The sequence below is a fragment of the Leptospira neocaledonica genome (assembly GCF_002812205.1).
In the GTDB taxonomy this organism is placed as follows: Bacteria; Spirochaetota; Leptospiria; order Leptospirales; family Leptospiraceae; genus Leptospira_B; species Leptospira_B neocaledonica.
The window spans coordinates 353,084-374,595 of record NZ_NPEA01000006.1 but is presented as its reverse complement, the minus strand read 5'-3'; the positions used below and the strand labels follow the sequence as shown (position 1 = coordinate 374,595).

19 protein-coding genes are annotated in these 21,512 nt (G+C 39.8%); 12 read left to right on the top strand and 7 right to left on the bottom strand.

The window, feature by feature from the left end:
- Positions 1–167 precede the first annotated feature (167 nt).
- Positions 168–1,631: a PilZ domain-containing protein gene (locus CH365_RS12950; protein WP_100768976.1), complete on the bottom strand. Its 1,464-nt coding sequence runs from the start codon at positions 1,629–1,631 to the stop codon at positions 168–170.
- The gene (locus tag CH365_RS12945) at positions 1,603–3,462 is read right to left on the bottom strand and encodes a PP2C family protein-serine/threonine phosphatase (RefSeq protein ID WP_100768975.1); all 1,860 of its coding nucleotides are present in this window, start codon (positions 3,460–3,462) and stop codon (positions 1,603–1,605) included. The genes CH365_RS12950 and CH365_RS12945 overlap by 29 nt, the downstream gene beginning before the upstream one ends.
- A 775-nt stretch (positions 3,463–4,237) precedes the next feature.
- Between CH365_RS12945 and CH365_RS12940 the strand changes: the two genes are divergently transcribed.
- The 5 genes from CH365_RS12940 to CH365_RS12920 are packed head-to-tail and all read left to right on the top strand — an operon-like array spanning position 4,238 to position 9,442.
- Positions 4,238–5,713, top strand: coding sequence for an adenylate/guanylate cyclase domain-containing protein (locus tag CH365_RS12940; protein ID WP_100768974.1), 1,476 nt, complete (start codon positions 4,238–4,240; stop codon positions 5,711–5,713).
- Between the two features lie 25 nt (positions 5,714–5,738).
- Entirely contained in the window at positions 5,739–6,269 is a 531-nt protein-coding gene (locus tag CH365_RS12935) for an ATP-binding protein (protein ID WP_100768973.1), read from the top strand.
- Positions 6,266–6,637 carry a hypothetical protein gene (locus CH365_RS12930; RefSeq protein WP_100768972.1) on the top strand — a complete coding sequence of 124 codons (372 nt, stop codon included), beginning with the start codon at positions 6,266–6,268 and terminating at the stop codon, positions 6,635–6,637. Before CH365_RS12935 ends, CH365_RS12930 begins: the two co-directional genes overlap by 4 nt.
- 3 nt (positions 6,638–6,640) lie before the next feature.
- Positions 6,641–8,029 (top strand): class I SAM-dependent methyltransferase, encoded by a 1,389-nt coding sequence (locus tag CH365_RS12925; RefSeq protein WP_100768971.1) that lies wholly within the window; start codon positions 6,641–6,643, stop codon positions 8,027–8,029.
- A 12-nt stretch (positions 8,030–8,041) separates the two neighbouring features.
- The gene (locus tag CH365_RS12920; RefSeq protein ID WP_100768970.1) at positions 8,042–9,442 is read left to right on the top strand and encodes a PP2C family protein-serine/threonine phosphatase; all 1,401 of its coding nucleotides are present in this window, start codon (positions 8,042–8,044) and stop codon (positions 9,440–9,442) included.
- A 51-nt stretch (positions 9,443–9,493) separates the two neighbouring features.
- Here the strand turns inward: CH365_RS12920 and CH365_RS12915 are convergent, their stop codons facing one another.
- From CH365_RS12915 to CH365_RS12905, 3 genes are all read right to left on the bottom strand, one after another.
- Positions 9,494–10,918: a Kelch repeat-containing protein gene (locus CH365_RS12915; protein ID WP_100768969.1), complete on the bottom strand. Its 1,425-nt coding sequence runs from the start codon at positions 10,916–10,918 to the stop codon at positions 9,494–9,496.
- A 211-nt stretch (positions 10,919–11,129) separates the two neighbouring features.
- The gene (locus CH365_RS12910; RefSeq protein WP_100768968.1) at positions 11,130–12,017 is read right to left on the bottom strand and encodes a pirin family protein; all 888 of its coding nucleotides are present in this window, start codon (positions 12,015–12,017) and stop codon (positions 11,130–11,132) included.
- A gap of 60 nt (positions 12,018–12,077) precedes the next feature.
- Positions 12,078–12,239 (bottom strand): hypothetical protein, encoded by a 162-nt coding sequence (locus CH365_RS12905; protein ID WP_208861209.1) that lies wholly within the window; start codon positions 12,237–12,239, stop codon positions 12,078–12,080.
- Positions 12,240–12,332: 93 nt separating this feature from the next.
- Here CH365_RS12905 and CH365_RS12900 point away from each other — a divergent pair, with 93 nt between their 5' ends.
- The 6 genes from CH365_RS12900 to CH365_RS12875 all read left to right on the top strand — a co-directional run bounded on the left by CH365_RS12900 (position 12,333) and on the right by CH365_RS12875 (position 16,239).
- A complete protein-coding gene (locus tag CH365_RS12900; RefSeq protein ID WP_100768967.1) occupies positions 12,333–12,668 on the top strand; it encodes an ArsR/SmtB family transcription factor in 336 nt (111 codons plus the stop codon).
- A gap of 2 nt (positions 12,669–12,670) precedes the next feature.
- A complete protein-coding gene (locus CH365_RS12895) occupies positions 12,671–13,147 on the top strand; it encodes an SRPBCC domain-containing protein (RefSeq protein ID WP_100768966.1) in 477 nt (158 codons plus the stop codon).
- An 11-nt stretch (positions 13,148–13,158) separates the two neighbouring features.
- The gene (locus CH365_RS12890) at positions 13,159–14,049 is read left to right on the top strand and encodes an alpha/beta fold hydrolase (protein WP_100768965.1); all 891 of its coding nucleotides are present in this window, start codon (positions 13,159–13,161) and stop codon (positions 14,047–14,049) included.
- 61 nt (positions 14,050–14,110) lie between these two features.
- The gene (locus CH365_RS12885) at positions 14,111–14,581 is read left to right on the top strand and encodes an ankyrin repeat domain-containing protein (RefSeq protein WP_100768964.1); all 471 of its coding nucleotides are present in this window, start codon (positions 14,111–14,113) and stop codon (positions 14,579–14,581) included.
- Between the two features lie 207 nt (positions 14,582–14,788).
- A complete protein-coding gene (locus CH365_RS12880; protein WP_165782605.1) occupies positions 14,789–15,901 on the top strand; it encodes a serine hydrolase domain-containing protein in 1,113 nt (370 codons plus the stop codon).
- Positions 15,898–16,239, top strand: coding sequence for a hypothetical protein (locus CH365_RS12875; RefSeq protein ID WP_100768962.1), 342 nt, complete (start codon positions 15,898–15,900; stop codon positions 16,237–16,239). The genes CH365_RS12880 and CH365_RS12875 overlap by 4 nt, the downstream gene beginning before the upstream one ends.
- A 50-nt stretch (positions 16,240–16,289) precedes the next feature.
- Here CH365_RS12875 and CH365_RS12870 read toward each other — a convergent pair whose 3' ends face one another.
- Together CH365_RS12870 and CH365_RS12865 are read right to left on the bottom strand one after the other, a co-directional pair.
- Complete coding sequence (locus tag CH365_RS12870; protein WP_100768961.1) at positions 16,290–19,265, bottom strand: SpoIIE family protein phosphatase; 2,976 nt, start codon at positions 19,263–19,265, stop codon at positions 16,290–16,292.
- 325 nt (positions 19,266–19,590) lie between these two features.
- Complete coding sequence (locus CH365_RS12865) at positions 19,591–20,442, bottom strand: NmrA family NAD(P)-binding protein (RefSeq protein ID WP_100768960.1); 852 nt, start codon at positions 20,440–20,442, stop codon at positions 19,591–19,593.
- A gap of 128 nt (positions 20,443–20,570) precedes the next feature.
- Between CH365_RS12865 and CH365_RS12860 the strand changes: the two genes are divergently transcribed.
- Positions 20,571–21,476 carry an AraC family transcriptional regulator gene (locus CH365_RS12860; RefSeq protein ID WP_100768959.1) on the top strand — a complete coding sequence of 302 codons (906 nt, stop codon included), beginning with the start codon at positions 20,571–20,573 and terminating at the stop codon, positions 21,474–21,476.
- The last annotated feature ends 36 nt before the right edge of the window (positions 21,477–21,512 follow it).

The window sequence follows — 21,512 nt, the reverse complement described above, 5'->3', positions numbered from 1 at the left end:
TTATAACGTTTGTAGAAGATATTCTACACTTAAAGCCGAAGAGAAATCTTCGGCTTTTTTATTTGCTGGGGAAGGTTGATCAAACTCCGTACTTCACTAAGGCCCCGTGCAAGTCTCAGGCCTTTTCAGCTGGCGAAGAGAGAATATTTAATCTTTCTTGGGTTAGGTTAATTTTTAGAATCACTGGATTTTAACAGATAGAAAAACTTCTGAGGAAGAACATCGTCGATGATCCCAGTCGTTTTCGGACCCCGGATAGTATCCGCAAACTTTAGAAGTTCATCGTCGCTTCTATAGATTAAACTCCAATCCATAACTTCCATGATGCCGATCTCATCGGAAGCATCCGAGAAATTTCCTAAAAAGATTTCTCCAGTCGGATTCAGGATAGAATACAGATGAGTGCAAATCTTCTGCGCCGTTTTCATTTTAATATAATCGAAAAGTCCTGCCGAATAGATCATATCAATCCCAGTGTGCTGGACGAATTTACCTGGATTTGCAGCGAATCTTGCAATTTCTACGTTTAGACAATGAAAATCGACTTGTTTATGATTTTTTAATAAGGCAATTCGGATTCCGTGTTTAGCTTCGGTAATCGCTCTCGGATCCTGATCTAATAGGTAGATTGTCAGTTTATCTAATGTACTTTGATCTGCATCGTTGATAAGTGTAATCATTTCTCTTGCCGGACCGCAGGCTACAGATAGAACACAAAGTTTATCTTCTTTTTTCTTTAATCTATCTAGGATCGTTCTGTAAAAAAAGTTCTGCCTATGAAACACCGCTTGTGCGGATTTCAGATTTAAGGTACATTTATGAAGACTTTTTCCCAAAAGATTGGTGCCTTCGTTTGTATCTCGATAGATTGCATCCATCATCTCGAAATCACCTGCATAACCTAAAGGTTTTGTCGTGGCTCTTTTAACGAAAGGATCTAGAAAAAGATAACATTGTAGTTCTTCTCTAAGATAAGAGAAATTGTAATTAACCTCGGTCGGATCTAATTCGTGATAGAGTTCATTCGTTTTTTCTTTTAGAAAATTATAAATTGGGCTCAAAAGAAGAAATACAGATTTGTAAATTTCCTCTTTCAGATTATAGCCTACCGCATATTCGTGATCGTTTAAACTGGATTCAAGTTGAGACAATAAAGGTTGGATGCTTTGGATTTTTTCCTTCGTCTGAAAGACGATAGATAATGCTTTCTGGTGAGGAGTTTTCGGTTCCGCAGATTCTACCCGGACCTTGATTCCGGTTAACGAATCATGAATCGCTCGAAATAGATCTAAATGGATGGGCTCATCAAACTGGATTCCGTATTCCCAACCTTTTTCAGATCTTTTTTCCCAACGAATCACGCCACTTAGTTTACGACTATATTGTAGAACATCCGTAACGATGCTCATGTCTAAGACCGAGCCTAGTACGGTTTGGTCGGAGATACGTTCTTCGCAGATGATCCTGGTGCCGTACTTGGATATATCTCCCAACACTGCTTTCGCGGAACTTTCCTCTTTATTCACGGAGTGAATTTTATAAAAACAACTATATGTCGGGATAAAAACCTCTTCTTTTGGAAGAAGTTTTTCGTAACTTTTATCAATTTGATTTGATGAGGTCTTTTCCATTATGATTTTTTAATTTACCTAAAAGATTTATCGCCGTTTGATTTTGGGGCTCGAAAGAAAATACCTCTTTTAGGAGCAGTTCGGCCCTTCTTCTGTTTCCGAGGCGGCGATAAGAATCGGAAAGTACCAGAAGATTATTCACATGATCCGGTTGGCGGTAACGAAAACGTTCGCCTTGTTCCACGGATTCTTTGTAGTCTCTATGTCTGTTGAAAGTTTTCGCTAAGAAGTAAAAATAATTACTTTCTCCGGGGTAAACGTCCACCAACCTCATCGCGACTCGAATGGACTCTTCTATATCTCCGTTCTTAGAGGAAGAAGATACCAATTCTTTTAAAGTTTCTAAATCTTCGGTGGGTTTATGACCGTACGTATACGTTCCGTTTTCGGAATTTTGAAACGAATCTCGTAATGAATTTATCGATTCGATTTCTCGTTTTGCTGGATCAAAGGAAATTTTTACCAGGGAAAGGTCGTCGATTATATCTCCTGAATCCTTTAAAGTGGAGACTATATCTCTCAATTCGCCTTTTCCTTGTTCAACGATATGCAGAAAGAAATTTTCGTCTTCCACCATACTCTTGCCGCCTATAGCCGGATCGAATATCATCAAGTCTTCTCTTCCATCGGAGCCAAGGATCAGTTTATCCCCTGGCAGAAGTTGGAATATACTTACAAAAAATCTACTTTTGATCTCCAACATTCCGATCTTTCTAAAATATATCTGTGAATCGATAAAGGAAGCTCTTCCATCCCTATATAATACAGGAAAGGGATGTTCTGCATTTATATAATAAACTAAGCCGGATTCCTCGTCTACGAGTCCGATTACGAGGGAGATCATCATCGCCCCATCGAAACTTTCGAAGGTCTTTTGTAATTCGATGACCGCGTTTCTTAACCAACGTTCCGGATACTGGTTCTGGTTCGCCTCCAGCATCTTCGTTCTTTGGATCATCGCATGGAATACGGCGCCGAAAACAATCGCTCCGCCTGCACCTTGCAGAGATTTTCCCATAGCGTCCGCATTTACAAAAACAACGTACCTTCTTCCCTTAAGAGTAATAACGTTCGATACGCTGATATCTCCGCCGATCTCCTGGGTCCAATTTTTAAAGGTGAATTTTTTCTTTTGGCTAGTGAAGAATTCGACAGGAACGATATCACTTTTGGAAAGATTCAGACTTAAGGGCTGTAATACGAGAGAAGTGAGGAAATAGTCTCCGTCTTGTTGCGACTTTAATGTGCTGATTACATCCATCTTTTCGAATTCGGATTTAGTAAGATTAAATTTGAAATGGGCGATGGTAACCGAAATGATCATGGTTCCGGCTAAAAAATACAGGTTATTGATAATCGAAATCAATTTGTAGTCATTGTCGAATATCAGATTCACAACTATATATTGAACGAGGATGATTCCGCTATTTAAGGCACCTTTAACGGCGTTCCATGGTAGGAATAGGTTCACCGCGATCAAAACTAGATTTAATCCAGCGTAATAGGAGGATTCGAATCCGCCTAAACGTGCGGTCATTAAGGTGATAATTCCTCCGACAACGAATGTGAAGACAAACGCGTGGACCGTATTCCATACGTTTGGTTTGGAAAAACGTAATATTATATATTGGATAAATACGAAAACGGAAGCGAAGGCCCTTAACGATAAAAAATAGCCGAGGTTTTCGTCTAAATATTCTTTCGGAATGATAAAATAATCCAAACCTCCGAATATAGGAACCAGGGTGAAACCTAAGATGCAGACGGTTTGGATCCATTTTTTTTCGAGTGCCCAGACGAATCGTCTGAAACTTTGCTCTTGATGAATCATCAATCGAAACCTTTATGAATGATATTTTTGGGAGATTCGAGAGACGTTAGTTGCGGCGGGGTGTTAGTCAATAAATATTTTATTAGTTATTTCGGAATCTATTTTATTTGGAACGTTTGTGTTAGTCGATTTGAAGTGAATTTGTTTTCCGTTCTGTTCGCATAACAATTTTGTTTGTTTCTTGTACGGTGCAAAAATTTTAGAAAATTAGAATGTTGGCTTTGGTGCGTAGCGAAAAAAGAAGCCCAAATTTGATTTTTGCTGATGAGTTTTGTCCCGAAAGAGTTTTATCGTATGGACGGTTTTATGTAAATCGGTTGATGGTTGTATGTATATTAATTATTATTAATATAATTTTTAAAAATGAGTAAGCCTTCCTCTTTGGGGGTTGATTTGATCTTTTTTTAAATTTGTTTTTCGAATTTTCTGTTCAGTTGTAGTTGGGTGCCGTTAATTTTTGTGACCGATTTCCTATTAATTTGTGTTACAAGCTTTTAGATATTTTTTTCACACCGTTTCTTCCCTTCAAATCTCAATTGCGCAAATTAATTTAATAACTTATTGACGATCGCTTTATTCTCTGTTACCTTCTTTTTTCGCTTGTTTAAACATCTAACGTGTGTCTAACGCATTGGTTTTTTGCCTACACAGTTCCTTAAGTGATGCCGCACGATAGTTGAAAATTATACGGATACGAAAAATACATCCCGCTAAAAGGATATTTCCAAAGCGTGGAGCCGAATTGGATGCCTGAGTTACGGAGGTCGTAATAAAAATGGCGGCGAATGGAGCAGTATCTTACACTTCGCGGATCCTTATCGTAGAAGATGAGAGAATTGTCGCGAGAGATATCCAGATCATTCTTCAAAAATTCGGTTATACTTCCGTTGGGATTGCTGCTAACGGAGAAAAAGCGATACAAATGGCCAGAGCAACTCGACCTGATCTGGTATTAATGGATATCGTACTTAGTACTGGATTTATTGATGGGGTCGAGGCTGTGGTTAAGCTTAAGGAACTGCTTGATGTTCCTGTAATCTATATTACTTCGCATAGCGACGAATCTTCTTTAAGAAGGGCCCGAATAACGGAACCTTATGCATATATTTTAAAACCAATCGATGTTAAGGAACTTCAAATCACGATAGAAATGTGTCTTTATAAACATAAAATGGAGAAACGTTCTCGTGAGAATGCAGCCTGGTTAAATACCACCTTAAGTTCTATTGGAGATGGGGTCATCGCTACGGACTCTATTCATCGAGTGAAATTTTTAAATTCTGTTGCAGAGAAGTTACTCGGAGTAGAAGAGGAAAGTGCACGAGGTAGGGTCGTTGATGAGGTGATAAATCTTTGTGATGCAAAAGGTTCAGTCACTAAAGATATCGTTCAGGAAGCGGTCAAAAAAAGGATTCCTTCGGTCTTCGAACACGTTATGCTCTCTGGATCGAACGGAAAAAATACTCCTGTTATTTGTACAGTTGCTCCTATTCATAATAATTTCGGAAATTCTCAAGGATACGTTTTTACATTTAGAGATATTAGCGAGTTGCATGCCAAATCCATGGAACTCAGTAAAAGAGTAGAGGATATAGAACAGGCGAAACGTCTTCTGGAGCGTTATTTCCCGGAGAATCTTGTGGATTATCTTGTGGACCATCGACGTCAGGGAGAGCTGGAGGGAAAGAATGTCCGCGCGACTATGTTGTTCTGCGATATCAGAAATTCCACAGGAATAGCGGAACTATTAGGACCGAACGAGTTTGCGGAATTTCTAAGTGAGTTATTCACGGGCTTAATGGATCTCGCATATGCAAATGGAGGTTCAGTGAACAAGCTCTTGGGTGATGGACTTTTGATTACATTCGGTTGTCCTTTTCCGGAAGAGGATGATACGCTCAATTGCGTTCGTTTGGCATTACAAATTCGAGAGTATTTAAGAGCCTTTAATTCGAATCGGAATCCTAAGCTAGTCTCTTCCGTGGCAATGGGAATGGGGATCTCCACCGGCCACGTATTTGCAGGAAACATTGGCTCTTCTCGCCATATGGAATACACCGTACTTGGAGATGCAGTTAATACTGCCAGTAGGCTTGAAGCATTAACCAAAACAACAGGGCATGATATTCTTTTGGATTCTTTTACGACTAGTTGCGTTAAGGAGGAGATCAATATTGAAAGGATCGGGGAGTTTCAGATCAGGGGAAAAAAGGAAGCGCAGGAAGTCTTTTTTCCAATCGGTATGTTATGAGGGTCATGTTCTGCGGAGGATTTAGATGAACGATATCAATGAGCCTAAATTACTTGAGATGAAACTTCGTCCAATTTGGGGCGAGATAGAACGGGCTCGAGAAGAATGTCGCAACTTTTTGGAGAGGTTAGGATCAACTGACGAAACCTCCGACGCACTTTGTATGATTACGTCTGAAATTCTTGAGAACGCGATTAAATACGGTTATTTCACAAATGAAAGCCAAGAATTTACATTTAAGATAGAAGCAGGTAAGGATGGGATACTTGTCCAAGCATGGAGCCCACTTCCTTCCGCGGGGATTGTAGAGAATCTACGAAGATTAGATTCCATCGTTCAATGGATCAGAAGTTTTCAATCTCCTTTCCAAGCGTATCTAGAAAGATTAAAACTAGTAGCAGGTCAACCTTTGGAAAATAATGAGAGCGGCTTAGGCCTCATTCGGATTGCTTATGAAGGAGAAGCAATCCTGGATTTCTATGTGAACGAAGACAATATTCTCTATGTATCGGCCCTTCAACCGAAATTGTACAGGGAACAGGTGGTTGTAGAATGAACGCAGACAGTCAGATCTTTTCGGAAGACCAGCTTCAATTGGAAATTATAAACGGTGATCCTATACAAGTTCGTTGGCTCGGCAAAAGTGTTCAAAGAAATCCGAGCCAATTTATCATACCCACGTTATCCGACGTTATGAAGAGAGGATCTAACGAGAACAAGGTCGTCGTTTGGGACTTTACTCATCTAGACTATATGAACTCTTCTACAATAACCCCGGTGATCAAAATTTTGGAAACCGTAAAGAAAGGATCGGGAAAGATCCGGCTCATCTATAATAAAGATAAGAAATGGCAGGACCTGAGTTTTTCCGCGTTAAGGATCTTCGAGACCAAAGACGGAAGAATCCAGGTAGTAGGGCAGTAGTGTATGATCGCGGAAGGAAGCATCGTTGGCATACTTCGATCGAACGGAAATGTTACGACCGTTCAAGTATACGGTCATACACGTTATTCGCTACAGATCAGGATGTCTAAAGTTCCATTGTTTGCAGTCCCGTTCGTTGCCGATGGGTTCGTTATAGAGTTGGATGGAAAAAAAATAGAGTTAGGTAGATGTAGGATGCTGCCCATAGAGAGCAGTGCCTCTACTCCTGAATACAGAGTTCTACTTTTGGATGAGACAATAGATGTAGGAGATCTGATCGGCAAAGGTAGATTAACTGTTTATGATACAGGGCTATTTAATCTCCAACTTATACTCAATCAAAAGGAAAAAGTAAGCCATCGTTTCAAGGAATACAGCGCAAATCTTACTTTTGAATTGAATGTGTATAAGCAGTTCTTTGACGATTTAGATAGAAAATTCAGAAAAGAGCCAGGACCAGTTCAGGATCATTTACATCAGATGATTTTGGATCGCGAGGGGATCGCGTTCACTGAATTTTTCGAAGATAAGGTTAGGGAATTGGATGAGCAAACTAAAAATTTTTCCAAAGATGAGAACGAAGCTCATGGTTTTTTCTTTAGAAGGCAAGTATGGGATTTTATTCTTCAATCTGCTTTTATGCTTCGAACAAATTTGAAACCTAGAGGTTACGCGGGCGATTATGAGATGATGCGAATGGTTTACGAGAACCAGCCGTCCGGAAAAACCATCTTTTCCAGATTGTTACATAGTTATCCTTTGCGAATTCCTGCAGCAGACGCGGTACGTAATCGGAGGAAGATGATTTCGGATGAGATCCGAGATGAGATGTATCGTCATTACGATTCAGAGTTTCGTATAATGTCAGTTGCATGCGGTCCCGCAGAGGAGATTGGAGATGCATTTGAAGAAGTGACAGAGATGGAAAATGTTCATTTCACATTATTGGATCAAGACATGGAAGCTCTTCGCATGGCGATGGACAATGTGGAAAGATTAAAGAAGGAGAAGGGCTTTTCGTTGAACGTTAACTACATAAACGACTCTGTCCGTTCTATGCTTCGCATTCGAGATCTCGCTAAAGAATGGGGACAATTCGATTTCATTTATTCGATGGGATTATTCGACTATCTGACTCCTCCTGTAGCTAAGGCAGTTCTTACTAGATTATTCGAATTATTAAGACCTGGCGGAAGGCTGATTGTTGGAAATTTTCATGTTCGAAATCCGGATAAGGCGTTTATGGAATATTGGCTGGATTGGGTTCTTTATCATCGAACCGAAGAAGAGATGTTGGCTCTGACGGAAAACCTTCCGGCACATTATAATCGAATCTTTTTCGAAGCAAAAGGATGCCAGATGTTTATGGAGCTGCGGGCGCCCGACAGGTAGTGGGTCAATAGTATGCAACTTAAGGATAATGTTATAATCAATTCGAAAGTCGGACAGGATTTTGAGAAATACCTTCAAGGAATCGTCCGAGAATGGATGCAGGTTCTTACGATGTTGTGCATCGTCCTGATACCATTCTTCTTACTTTTGGATTATTATACCCAGCCTCCCGAGTTACATTTACGTTTTGCGATCTACAGAGGTGCTACTACCTTCCTAGTTATAATAGAATATTTGCTGATACGGTTTACTCGTCCAAATAGTTACTATCCTCTACATGGATATATTATATCTGCAATGATCAGTTTAATGATTGTACTGATGACCGTAGATCTAGGTGGATTTAATTCGAGTTATTATGCAGGCTTGATGCTTGTGTTGATGGCTGTGAATATTCTACTTTCTTGGAGACCCATACATTCAGTGATCAATGGTCTGGTTGTACTTGCTCTCTACCTTGGATTTAACGTTTTTGAGAACCTTCCTTTCGATCCGAGGATCCTAGTGAATAATCTTTTCTTTCTTGGATCCACTATCATTATCACTGCGGCCATATCTTGGGTAAGATTTAAGTTAGTAAGATCGGAATATCTTTTGAGAGACGAATTGGTCTGCGCAAATATCAATTTGGATGAATCAAGAGCGGATGTGCTCCGAGCAAGAGATGCTCTTTGGGGAGAAATGCAACTTGCAAAGATGATCCAAACTGCACTTCTTCCGCAAGCAAACCATATCGGACAATACGAAGTAGCTGCACTTATGGTCCCTACCGATTCGGTTGGAGGTGATTACTACGATATCATCGATGCACCTAACGGAAAAAAATGGGTTGGAATCGGGGATGTATCCGGTCACGGAATAGAATCCGGATTGATCATGATGATGGCTCAGACAGCAATTCAGGCGATTGTCCAACAGGATGCGATACTTTGCCCTTCGAAAATATTACACGAGGCCAATCGAGTTATTAAGGAGAATATAGCACGTTTAGGAACAGATCGATATATGACGATGGTTTTATTCCAATTAGAGGAAGATTATCTTTTAGCAGCCGGAAAACATATGGATGTTATGGTTTATCGTGCCAGAGAAAAAAAGGTGGAAGTAATTCCGACTAACGGATCTTGGCTGGGAATAGTGGATGATCTGGGTTCCGTTTTAAAAGATAATCGTATACCAATGTCAACAGGTGATATTGTTCTATTGTACACAGACGGAATCACGGAGGCACGAAATCAGACTGAGGACTTATTCGGAGAAGAGAGACTGATCAAACTTTTAGAATCGAACGCTCGTCTACCTCTTAGGCAATTAGGCACTGAGATTTTTTCTGCGGTTGCTGAGTTCGAAAAGGATCAAAGTGATGACATGACCTTATTACTATTGAAAAAGAAAGCCGAAGGTAATTATTAATCTTCGATTTTTTTTATTTTAGTATTTTAGTATTTTAGAATATTTTAAAACTTAAGGACGAACCTTCCACAGATCGTTCTGGAATTCATTATTTCCGTTTGCGTCGATACCTTGGCCTCCGAAGATCCAGATATATCCCTTGGAGTCAGTCCATCCGCTTGGTCCAAAACGTCCGCCTGGATAGTAGTCAGTTCCTGCTTTTCCTTTAGGTCCGAAGTTACCCGCCTGAATGGCAAGGTCTGTGCCTCCCTTCCAGGTCCAATTTTTTCCGTCAAAGATCCAAAGATCATTTAATCCGCCTGAGGTGCCCACGGAATCTATTCCTGTTCCTCCGAAAATCCAGATCTTTCCGTTCGGAAGTTTCCCTCCTATCCCATTTCCTCTAGATCCAATCTTGTTCTGAGAACTAGGGGTATTTTTCTTACCATAAACTCCGGCTTCGTTTGGTGTACTGGAGCCGCCTACCCATGTCCAATTTGCTCCATCAAACTTCCAAAGATCATTCCAATAGCCATCGTAACTATCTCCCCCGAATAACCAAAGATTATCGTTAGAGTCAACCCAAGATATTGCCTTTCCTCGAGAAGAAGGAAGGTTGCTCGGAGCCGGGACATTGATTGTTCCACGGTTCCCATCTCCTGGTCCTCCTATTGTTTTTAGTCCTGCTACCCAAGTCCAATTGGTTCCGTCAAATTTCCATAGATCGTTCAGCGTTGAAGGAGTGCCAAACGATTCTTCTAAGCCGGCGTTTGCTCCGAATATCCATAAATTGCCGGATGAGTCTTTCCAGCCGGCTGCACCTTGCCGTCCTCCCGGAAAATTGGCCGAATTTGCTACACCTTTTGTACCATAAACTCCGTTTGTATTTTTGGTATTTGGCCCCGCTACCCAGGTCCAATTTGTCCCGTCAAATTTCCAAAGATCGCTATAACAATCCCCACTGTTAATATTACCACAACCTCCGAATAGCCATAGGTTTCCTGACGAATCTACCCAAGTAGTTCCGCTAACCCTTGCTCCTGGATCATTGCCAGGAGCAGCGACACCTTTCGTTCCATAAGCCCCAGCAGCATTAACAGTATTGGATCCTTTCACCCAAGTCCAATTGGTGCCGTCGAATTTCCAGAGATCGTTTAATCTTCCAAAACCTGTACCTGGATCTCTACCAGTTCCTCCGAATAGCCAGAGGTTGTTCGAGGAATCTACCCATTGCATTGCATCTTGACGCCCTCCCGGGAAATTTGCGGGGTCGGCGATACCCTTTGTACCGTATACTCCTATGCCGTATCCACCACCTACGGTATCAAAGGAACGACCGCTTACCCAAGTCCATTGTGCAGGCAACTCGGAAGATCCACCCAAGAGAGCTATTAAAGCAAGAGAACTATTTCCGCCGCTTCCATTAGAACAAGCGGCTAAGAAGAATATAAAAAAAACAGCATATAATAGTTTTCGAATTTGTTTAAAAAGGATCATGGAAAAGTCCCGAAAGATTTAGGTAATAAGTAATAGTATCTAAATTTTTTGGGAATTTCTATTGGTACTAATACCTAATCTTCGGAGATAAGATCGTAGTTATACGAGGTCTTTTCAAAATAAGTGGAAAGATTGTTGAGCAAAATATCAGTCGTTACTAACGGATTCGAGAAATACATACGAACCTGATCTCCATCTCTATCCACCGGTCTTATTCCGATCCTTCTAACTTTTCTAAGACACCCATTTTTCCGCTTTCATAATCTTTCAAAGCTTCAGCGATTTCAGCCGGCGTGTTCATTACGAATGGTCCGTATCCAGAAATCGGTTCGTTTATAGTAGCGCCACCCAAAAACATAAGCTTCGCATCTTGGGTAGATTTAAGAGTAAAAGTATCATTCTCTTTTTCTAAAACTGCAATTTCTGCATCTTCAATGAACTGACCTTCATTGATTGAGACCGGTCCATGAGCCACAAATACGACTGCAGTTTGATCGGCAGGAACCTTAAACTCAACTAGTCGGCCAGCCTTAAGATCAATGTCCCACATATTGATAGAGGTAAAAGTCGATGCAGGACCTTTTGTTCCGTTAAAATCACCGGCGATTACCCTTACATTTCCAGCTCCATCTGGGAGTTGGATTACTGGAATGTTTTCCTTTTTGATCGCTTGGTATTTGGGTTTGGTCATTTTATGCTCTTTTGGCAAATTAACCCAAATTTGAACGCCATGAAGCTCGCCGCCTTTTTCTGAGATTTCCTTTCCATGAAATTCTTCATGAACCAATCCAGAACCAGCCGTCATCCATTGTACATCGCCAGCACGAATAACGCCGCCCCCACCGGAAGAATCTCTATGTGCTACTTCTCCAGAATAGATAATTGTAACTGTCTCAAAGCCTCGGTGCGGATGTTCACCAACACCTCGACGATGACTTGATCTTGATGGAGGAAATTCGGCAGGGCCTAAATAATCCATAAGTAAAAATGGAGAAATATCCTTAGCTATATCGTGGTAGCTGAAAATGGATCTCGCTGGAAAACCGTCTCCTACCCAATGAGGTGTATTCGCTCTCTGGGTAAATAATATCTTCTTCATAAATAATAGACTGTTATTTTGCCGAGATTGGAATGCGAAGTTTGTCCGGAGTAAAAGTTTTTACATTAAAATATTATTAACCGGAGAAATGGGCGGCGGAATATCTTTTTCATTAAGAAGTTCTCTTAAATCTATTTCAATTATCCTGCTCATTGAAGTGATTGGGATGTCGTTTGCCCCTCCTTCAAATGGATTTTCGGTGGCTTCTCCATTGGAAAACAATATATTTAAACTTTTTCTTGAGTTGCCTAAATCTCAAAAAAAATACTTAAGTAAACGCTTGACTATTTATCTTTCATGTATATACTTAAGCAAATGCTTAACAATTCCTCCTTGGATAGAATATTCTACGCCTTATCCGATCCTACTCGCCGTGATATCGTAGAAAGACTGAGCAAAAAACCAGCTTCCGTGAGCGAACTTGCAAGCCCCTTGGACATGAGTATGGCCGCAGTTGTTCAGCACGTACAAATTTTGGAAGAAAGCGGTTTGATTAAAACCCAAAAGATAGGTCGAGTACGATCATGTAGGGTCGAAACGAATTCATTGGAACTAATCGAGAACTGGGTCCACCAACGTAGAAAATTCTGGGAAAGGAATTTGGATCGATTGGGAGAATTTTTAGAAAAAACGGAGAGAGGGAAGAAGTAACAATGGAAAAACTGAAAGTAGCCCATGAAATTTTTAGTATAGAAAGAATATACCAATCCGATCCTGGATCTGTGTATTCCGCATGGAGTGATATAGAAGCCAAAGCAAATTGGTTTATAGGACCTGGAGATTGGTCGGTAGTTCAGAGAAAGTTAGACTTCCGTGTAGGTGGGGAAGAAATACTGCATGGTCGATTCCCCAATGGAAAAGAGACCTTATACAAAGCTAGATTTTCTGACCTGATTGAAAATCAGAGGATCGTTTTCGTTTATGATATGATTTTAAGCGGCAAGATCCATTCGGTATCCATCGCTTCCGTAGAAATTGAAGAAGTGGATTCCTCTAACACAAAACTTACGTTTACAGAACAGGTTGCATTTTTAGATCAAACCATAGGTAGAGAAGGTGTCGCATCCAGAAAAGAAGGCACCTTGGCACATTTGGTTAGATTAACCGACTATCTCGAAAAAGTCAAATAAGGAGAACTCAGATGAAAGTTTCTAATTTACTACATTATATTTTTATACTATTTACGGTGGTGGCTTGTTCGGCTAACCAACCATTTCAACTTCGTGGAATTCCTCCTAAGATTGAATCTGAACCTATCGAAAAAGGTCTCGCTCCTATCAAAGACATCCAGATGTATTATGAGATCCATGGTAAGAAGGATGGAATTCCTCTTGTTCTATTAAACGGCGGTGGCTCAACGATAGAAGTTACTTATAGTAGAATTCTTCCCATTCTGGCCCAAGATCGCAGAGTGATTGCTTTGGACGAGCAAGGGCATGGAAGAACTACGGATAGAAATGGACCTGTTAGTTTCGAAACTTCAGCGGAGGATGTTGTTGCACTTCTTAAATTTCTCAAAGTGGAGCAGGCGGATATTTTCGGTTTTAGTAATGGTGCAAGTGTCGCCCTACATATTGCAATTCGACATCCGAAATTGGTGCGTAAGCTTGTATTTGCCTCTTCCATTACAAAGAGAGAAGGAGCCTATCCTATGTTTTGGAATTTTATGAAGAATGCTACTTTTGAAAATATGCCTCAGGCTCTCAAGGATGCGTTTCTAAAAGTAAATCCGGATCCTCAAAAATTGCACACTATGTATGAGAAAGATGCTGCTAGAATGCGTAACTTCAAAGATCTTAACGATAAAGATATTAGAACTGTCGGAATTCCAACATTGATTCTGCTCGGGGATAGAGATGTTCCTAAACCGGAGCATGCCGTCGAGATGGTCCGAATGATCCCAAATGCAAGACTTTTGATCTTGCCTGGTGGACATGGTGATTATTTAGGAGAGGCGATCATGTCACAAGGAAGGGATCGATATCCTGAATTGACCTCTGCCTTGGTACAAGATTTTTTGGATTCTCCATAAAGGTAAGATCAAAATCCGGATCCAAACAGTCTATTTTCTAAATATAGATTCGGGGAATCATATGCTAGCTTGGGTTAAAAATTGGATTGAGAATCGTAAGACGATACAAAGGGGAAGAGAATTATTTTCTAAGATCGAAAACGGAGACAAGCAAGGGTTTAGAAAAATTTTGGATCTGATTCCCAACAAAGGTGAGCTGAAAGAATGTACTAAGGGCCTTCTCGGTTTTTGTGCGTCCGAGATCCAAGATCCATTTTATTTGGAAACCCTATTGAATGCCGGTTTGGACCCGAATCTTCCGGATGGGAACGGAATTTTTCCTATTCATAAAGCGGTGGAAAATGGTAAGATCAAACCTGTGCAGATCCTACTGGAACATGGAGCCGACCCGAATGTTTCCGATCCGAGCGGCGTAACTCCATTACATATTTCTTATAGTTACGATGGGCTTGCGGAAATTTCTGAACTTCTGATCTCCAATGGGGCAGACACGGAAAAAAGAGATAATTTAGGAAAAAGATATTTAATGTAATTTCTGGGCGGCCCCACTCGCTAACGCTCGGGTCGCGCTGCTCCGATTTCGCTAGCGCTCATCCGGGCTTTGCCCGGACTAAAGATCTACGCATCGCTGCCGCGAGCAACCTCACTTTGTATCTAAAATTTCATATTCTATTCGGATATTTTGGAATATTTTTTAATCCAGATCTTTCTCATTTTTAACCGAGGGTTTTCGATGGGAATGTATTTCAGAAAGGTTTGGCCCATACTTCTTATATTCTTTGGTGGGTGTACCAAAGCGGAAAATTTTCCATATTCTGCATACACAGTCCATTTTAACGAGAAACAAGAAATCATATCCCTAGCAAGATGGGCTACGGAGGGCCAATACCAAACAAACAATTCTAAGATCCGCACAAATGCGATTCTGGTGATCCAAAACGGAAAAATAATATTAGAAACTTACTCTTCCGGATTCGGGCCTAAAACATTACATCCAACTTGGTCTATTAGCAAATTTTTATTGAATGGGGCAGTAGGACAAGCTGTGGCTCTCGGGAAATTGGATTTAGAAAAACCTGTCCGATTTTATCTCCAAAAATTCCCGATTTCAAATTTAGGAGAACTGAAAGTAAAACATCTACTCTTCTTTGCTTCCGGAATCGAGTGGAAAGAAAGATATGAATGGGCACCTTTTAATTCGGATATTCTAGAAATATTATATGGGGAAGGGAATCGGGACATCACGGATTATATTTCCAAATTAAAATTTTCTCATGTTCCTGGAGAAAAAATATCTTATTCCAGCGGAGATTCAAATCTATTATCTGCTGTCTTGAGTTCAGTGGAAAATAATTTTCCCGAGATGTATTTTAAACGGACCGGGATTTCGTTATATGTTTGGGAAAGGGATGGCAAAGGAATTCCGGTAGCTTCTTCTTATGCCTATCTTTCCGCAAGAGATCTGGCTAAAATCGGACTTCTTTACTCGGATGAAATTTCTGGAAGATCTTCCGGGATCTTTCCCAAAGATTGGATTTCAAAAACTTTTCGAATTTATGATCTTAAGAGTAAAAGACCCTGGTACTTGGATACGTTTCGTATTCCGAGTATGGGGGGACACGTATATTTAAATCGATTTTCGCCCGATTCGGAGGATCTGTATTATCCACAACTTTCTCCTCGATCCTTTTTTGCTTCAGGACATTGGGGACAATTTTTAGTAGTGGATCCTGAGAAAAAATTGATAGTGATTCGATTGGGAAATGATAGAGGCTCCAAATTTCCAATAAGAGAATTTTTAGATCGTTTGCTTTCAATTTTGAACAAAAGCGATTCGGGGAAATTACAGTGAAGAAATTTATAAAAATATTATATACATCTGGGTCTGTTCTTGTTGTATTTTTCCTTGTTGTATTTTCTGTTTGGAAATGGAGAATACTTCCTGACTCTCTTGGGAGTGTATATTCTTCTTTTGTGGCTAAAGAAGGTTGTTCCTGTTTATTTGTTTCCAAAGGTTCGGAAGAATATTGTAAGGATTATACAAAACAATTTTTTTCTTCTGATCTTTGGATCCAGGATGAAAATTCTTTATCTATAGAATTTTCATCCTTCTTTTCCAACTTTAAATCTAAGGCGATATATAAGGAAAAGCAGGGTTGCAGCTTGGATCATAATCGCCGAAGCTATTAGATGTTTTACGAAGAACGCTTTATTTAGAGTAGAGAATACATTCTCTATTTTTAATCCATTTCCAAAAGTTTTTTCAACTTTCGAATATTCTTATTCTCCGGATCGATCTCTTCCGCTGATTTTGTGAAGCCTATGGCTTCTTCTCTATTTCCCAAAAGTCGATTTAGATCGGAAAGATGTACCAAGTTCTGTACATTCATAGGTTGCATTTGATTTACCATCATCGCGGCTTCCAGGGATTGGGCCAGGTTGCCGATTCGTTTTTCCGCTATAGAGAGATAATACCAAAGTTCAGCGGTATCAGGGTCTTGGCTCAGATATTTACTCAAAACTTTTACTGCTAAAGGATAATCCTTTTCTTTAAAACTGATCAAGCCGAGCAGTTTGTTCAATTTTTGGTTATTATTATCTGTTGCGTATGCATCCAGAAGAATTGAGATCGCTTTCTGGGCTTCTCCGTTGCGATATAATTCTTTTCCTTCTTTATATAAACTTTGTAAAACTACCTTGTCCGCGAATTCGTTATTCTCGTCTCTTTGTTCGATTGCAGGAGCATTCACTTCTTGGAATCCGATCCTTAGGATGGAAAGATCGTCTATGACTTCTCCGATACTTCGGATATTTTGTTCGATGGATTTGATGTCTCCGTGAGATCTTTCCACCACGTCCAAAAATACATTTTCATCTTCATTGATAATTCTTTTGTTATTATGTACGGAAAGTAGAAGGTCATCTCTTCCGTCCGAAGCGAGTATGATCAGATCTCCCGGATGTAGCTGGAATGTTTTTACTTTAAATTCGAATTCCGAATCCAGCCCTAATTTACGAAGTTCTAATGTGTCTTCGATGAAAGAGGCTTTCCCGTCCCTATATAATACTGAGAAAGGGTGTTCTGCGTTCCAGTAGAACATTTCTCCGGTTTCATCCTCGATCAAGGCTACAGTCGCCGAGATCACCATTGTTCCGTCGAAACTTTTGAATACGGAATGTATCTCAGTATAGGTTTCGGTCAGCCATTCTTCCGGTGTTTTAGCTAAGACTCTTTTGTTTGCAGCGGATCTTGCCATAATAGAGTTCATGACGACTCCCATAACTAGGGAACCTCCTGCTCCCTGCATGGATTTCCCCATTGCATCTCCATTCATTGCCATCGTGAACTTTCTATAATTATCAGGAGTTCCTAATCTCAGATTTCCTGTTAGGCATATGTCTCCACCGAGTTCGCCTTGTTTATTTCTAAATTCGAAATATTTCTTTTGTCTGATGAGGAAGCTAGTGTTTACTTTGGAAGATTTGTTTGCATTATAGAAGAGCGGTTTTGCAAGTAGAGAAGTTAAGAAATAGTCCCCATCCTGTTGGATCTTCAGTCTTTGGACTTCCTCCATTTTCTCCTGAACTTCTTTTGTACGTTCTTCTACCTTTTCTTCCAGATGGTCTGCATGTTCCTGCAATTGTTCTCTTGCACTTCGGATGGAATCTACCATTGAGTTGAAAGAAAGAGATAAGAAGCCGATCTCGTCCATAGCTTTAATCGGAACGTTTACATTTAGATCTCCGTGGTTGACCTTTTCCACTCCAGACAATAGATTATTAAGAGGATGAATTAAGCTGACTCTGAGTAGGATCGGGAATGCGATCAATATGAAGATTGTGGTTCCAAAAATGATCAGGATTAACCAACGGGCTACATCATGGATCACTTGTCTGAATTCGACATACGCAAATCCTACCTCGTATCTTGTCTGACCTATCACAAAATCATAATGGATGAAAAAATCTCCGGCGACTCTATAGAGTCTGGAGCCTAATGGAAGATTTGTATCCTTCATCTCTTTAAGAGTAATTGCCTCTAATTCGGATTCGGATTTTCCTTTATGAAGTTTTTTGTTTTTTTCGATCGCTTCTTTCAGTTGTTGGTTTTTATAATATTTTTCTCCTTCTTTCAGAATGGTTTGGTTCAAACCGTCCTTTGAAAAAAGAATATCATATTTATGATCAAACATACCCGGGCCGACTGGACGAGATAAAACATATCTAACATTAGGAGGAAAATTCGTGTCTCCATTTCGAATTTCAGTTTTAACCGAATTCATCTCGACTAGATCCTCTTTTTCTATCGATTTATCTGTGGAGAATAAAGTAATATAACTGATCGCTCCTAAAGCTAACACCACAGTAACCACTGCGCTGGAAAGTATCTTTCCCATAAAGCTTGTAGGTTCCGGGGAATGGTTTAGATAAGCACTCTGTATGAAAAATATTGTGACTACTGACAGGATAAAATACGCGATTGCGTACGTGTCGTAGGATAGAACTCCAGATTTATTTAATACGTTATTATACGCATTCAATATGTTTAAGATTACAGTGACTAAAAATGCTCGGAGTGCGATCCCTTCTTTTCTGGAAGGGAGAATGATCTTCATGATATTCAAAGGAAGAAAAATAAGGGTTTTTGCAAGAATACGGACAGGAAGAGCTAAAGAGTCGGAAGAAGTATTCCATTTTTGGAATATTCCAGAATAACGAGAAAAATAGATCGTTTTTCTAATCAGAATAACTGTGCTAATAATAAAACATAAGAGGATCGCAAAACTAGCTTCTTTTCCGAAATCGAAACTATAATGGTGAGCGGAGAATAGATATATCTTCTCTTTTCCCACTGTTTTTAGGATAAAATGGATCCATGCGGCTAAAGCGATCACCAAGGATAATGGAATGACTATCTTGGATTCTTTTGGATATATATTCCTTGGAAAATGATAACAGAAACCTATAAATCCAACGATCCCGAAGATCACAAAAACTGTAAGATATCTATGATACGCCGCTAACGGGCTGAATATGGAATAGGAGAGAAAATACCCAAAAAACATGGTCCCATAGCCGAGATACATTATAAGTAGATAATATGTAGGCAAGGTCCTGCTTTTCTTGAATACCAAGAAGCCGCTTAGAACGAAGGTTAAAAGGAATAAGGAGAAAACACCGCTTGCATGATGGGAGAATAGAATGGAGGCTTCCATATCGGACTTGTTAGATTTTGCATAAATGACTAAATGTCAAGAGGATTCTTGAATACAGAATAAATAGCAGCATTGCAGAGAATTATTTCAGTTTTTTATCGAGCAATTGATCGACAAAAAGATTTGAAGGAAGAGAAAATAAGAGATATTAGAAAATCATTTCAAATCTGTTTCAGAATTTATACTAAATTGCAAAGTGCACTAAAACTTTCGTACTATTTTCTTCTTTCGACTTTCTATAATTAGGTGATTTTATCTCTTATAACAATCGCTCGGCCCTAATCGATCTAAAAGATACGATTAAGGTCGAACAAGAGAGTTAATTTTAATTCAGCCAAACCTTTTTGTTTTGCTCTGCATACTCATCAAAAGAGATCGGATCTTTTCCGGTGATCTCCCGAACAGTATTCAGGATGGGAGAGGAATGACCTTCTTTGAGTGACCCGGCTATGAATACCATAAAACTTGCATAGTCTTCGGATACGCCTGCTTGTAAAAGGTTTGTTTTAAATGTCTCCGGACTGATATCCGAGTAACTCACTTTCAAGCCTGTATGTTTGGAAATCTTTTCGGCCACTTCTTCATGAGTGAGCGCCTCTTTTCCGGTCAATGCAATTCCTTTACCATTAAATTGGTCATTCAAAAGTGCGGAAACCACGGAAGAAGAAATATCATCCGTATGGATAAAACTGGTCTTAGCGTTTCCTGCAGGAAAGTATATCTTCTTATCTTTTAATATTCCTGAAAGCCAATATGTTTGGAAGTTCTGCATAAACCAATTCGGCCTTAAGATTGTATAAGGGACACCTGAGTTTTCCAAACTGATCTCTAACTTTCTAAATGGAGCTTCAGGAGGAGCAAAGTCGACTCCCATTGCGCTCATCAAAACAACCTTCTTTAAAGACGCCACTTTTGCTTTTTCAAACCAAGGACTTAATACTGAATATTGGTCCGTATATCCTGGGGGAGAAATGAAGAAGGCTCTCTCCACTTTTTCCAATATTTCTGTTCCTTTTGTAGGTTGAGTAGCATCTGCAAATACCCAATGTAGCCCTGGAAGTTTTCTGCCTGCCTCGGGTTTTCTCGTACCTGCATAAACTTCATGCCCTAAATCTAATAGTTTAGAAATTACGGAACTGGATATCTGTCCTGCTCCGCCATAAACGAAAATTTTCATTTGATTATTCTCCTGTAACTTTGAATGATACAAGATGATCCGGATTTAGGCTATGTCTGAGGATCCAAAAAACATATCCAAGAGTATAAAGGAATCGACTTTTGGATATTATGGATTATTCTTAGAGTATGGACATTCTTTCGGAAATATTGACCAATGCAGGTTGGAAAGCAGATCTACTTGCCAGGACTTCTTTATATAAACCGTGGGGGTTTCGTTATCCATGTGAAAGGAGTGGAGGATTTCATATTATTTCTCAAGGTTCCTGTTATGCACGGATCAAAGGAAAACTGGTCCATTTAGAAAAAGGAGATACATTATTTGTAGCAAAAGGTTTGGATCACGAATTGGTATATTCTCCCAGTGACAAGGTGGTGGAAATTTCCAAGTTTCTTGATATGTCCGAAAAACAAAAAAAGTCGGAAAAACTTCCCTTAACCACATTCGTTTCCGTTCGCTACGAGGTTCCGGAAACTACACAACATCCATTTTTCTTAGAACTTCCTGATTATATTTTAGTAAAGTCTTCTGATGTTTTGATTCATCATCCTTTAAACACTACTCAAGTATTAATTTCTCAAGAATTGGATTCTGGCATCGGATCAGATTTGATTTTGCAAAGGTTAACTGACATCCTTCTGTATTACGTAATTCGACATTGGCTGGAGACACATCCTTCTTCTTCTCCCGGCTGGAGAAACGCTTTTAAAGACGAAAAAATCTTAAGAGCGTTAGAGGCATTGCACAGAAAAATTTCTTATCCTTGGACCTTGGAAAAATTATCCAGAGCAGTAGGTGTTTCAAGAGCATCTATCGCAAATAAATTCAGAGAAGTTTTGGGAAGTACTCCCATGGATTATTTGGCTAAATTGAGAATAGATAGGGGAAAAACTCTGATGGCAGAAGAGAATTTCACCTTAGAAGAGATTGCAAGGACTGTAGGATATTCTTCTGCGTTTGCTTTTTCCAAAGCTTACAAAAGGATCCATGGTCTTTCTCCTAGAAATTCAGAACAGGAGAGGTTGGGAGCTTAGTTGTTTTCCGAGTGGAATCGTTCTAATCACAGGCTC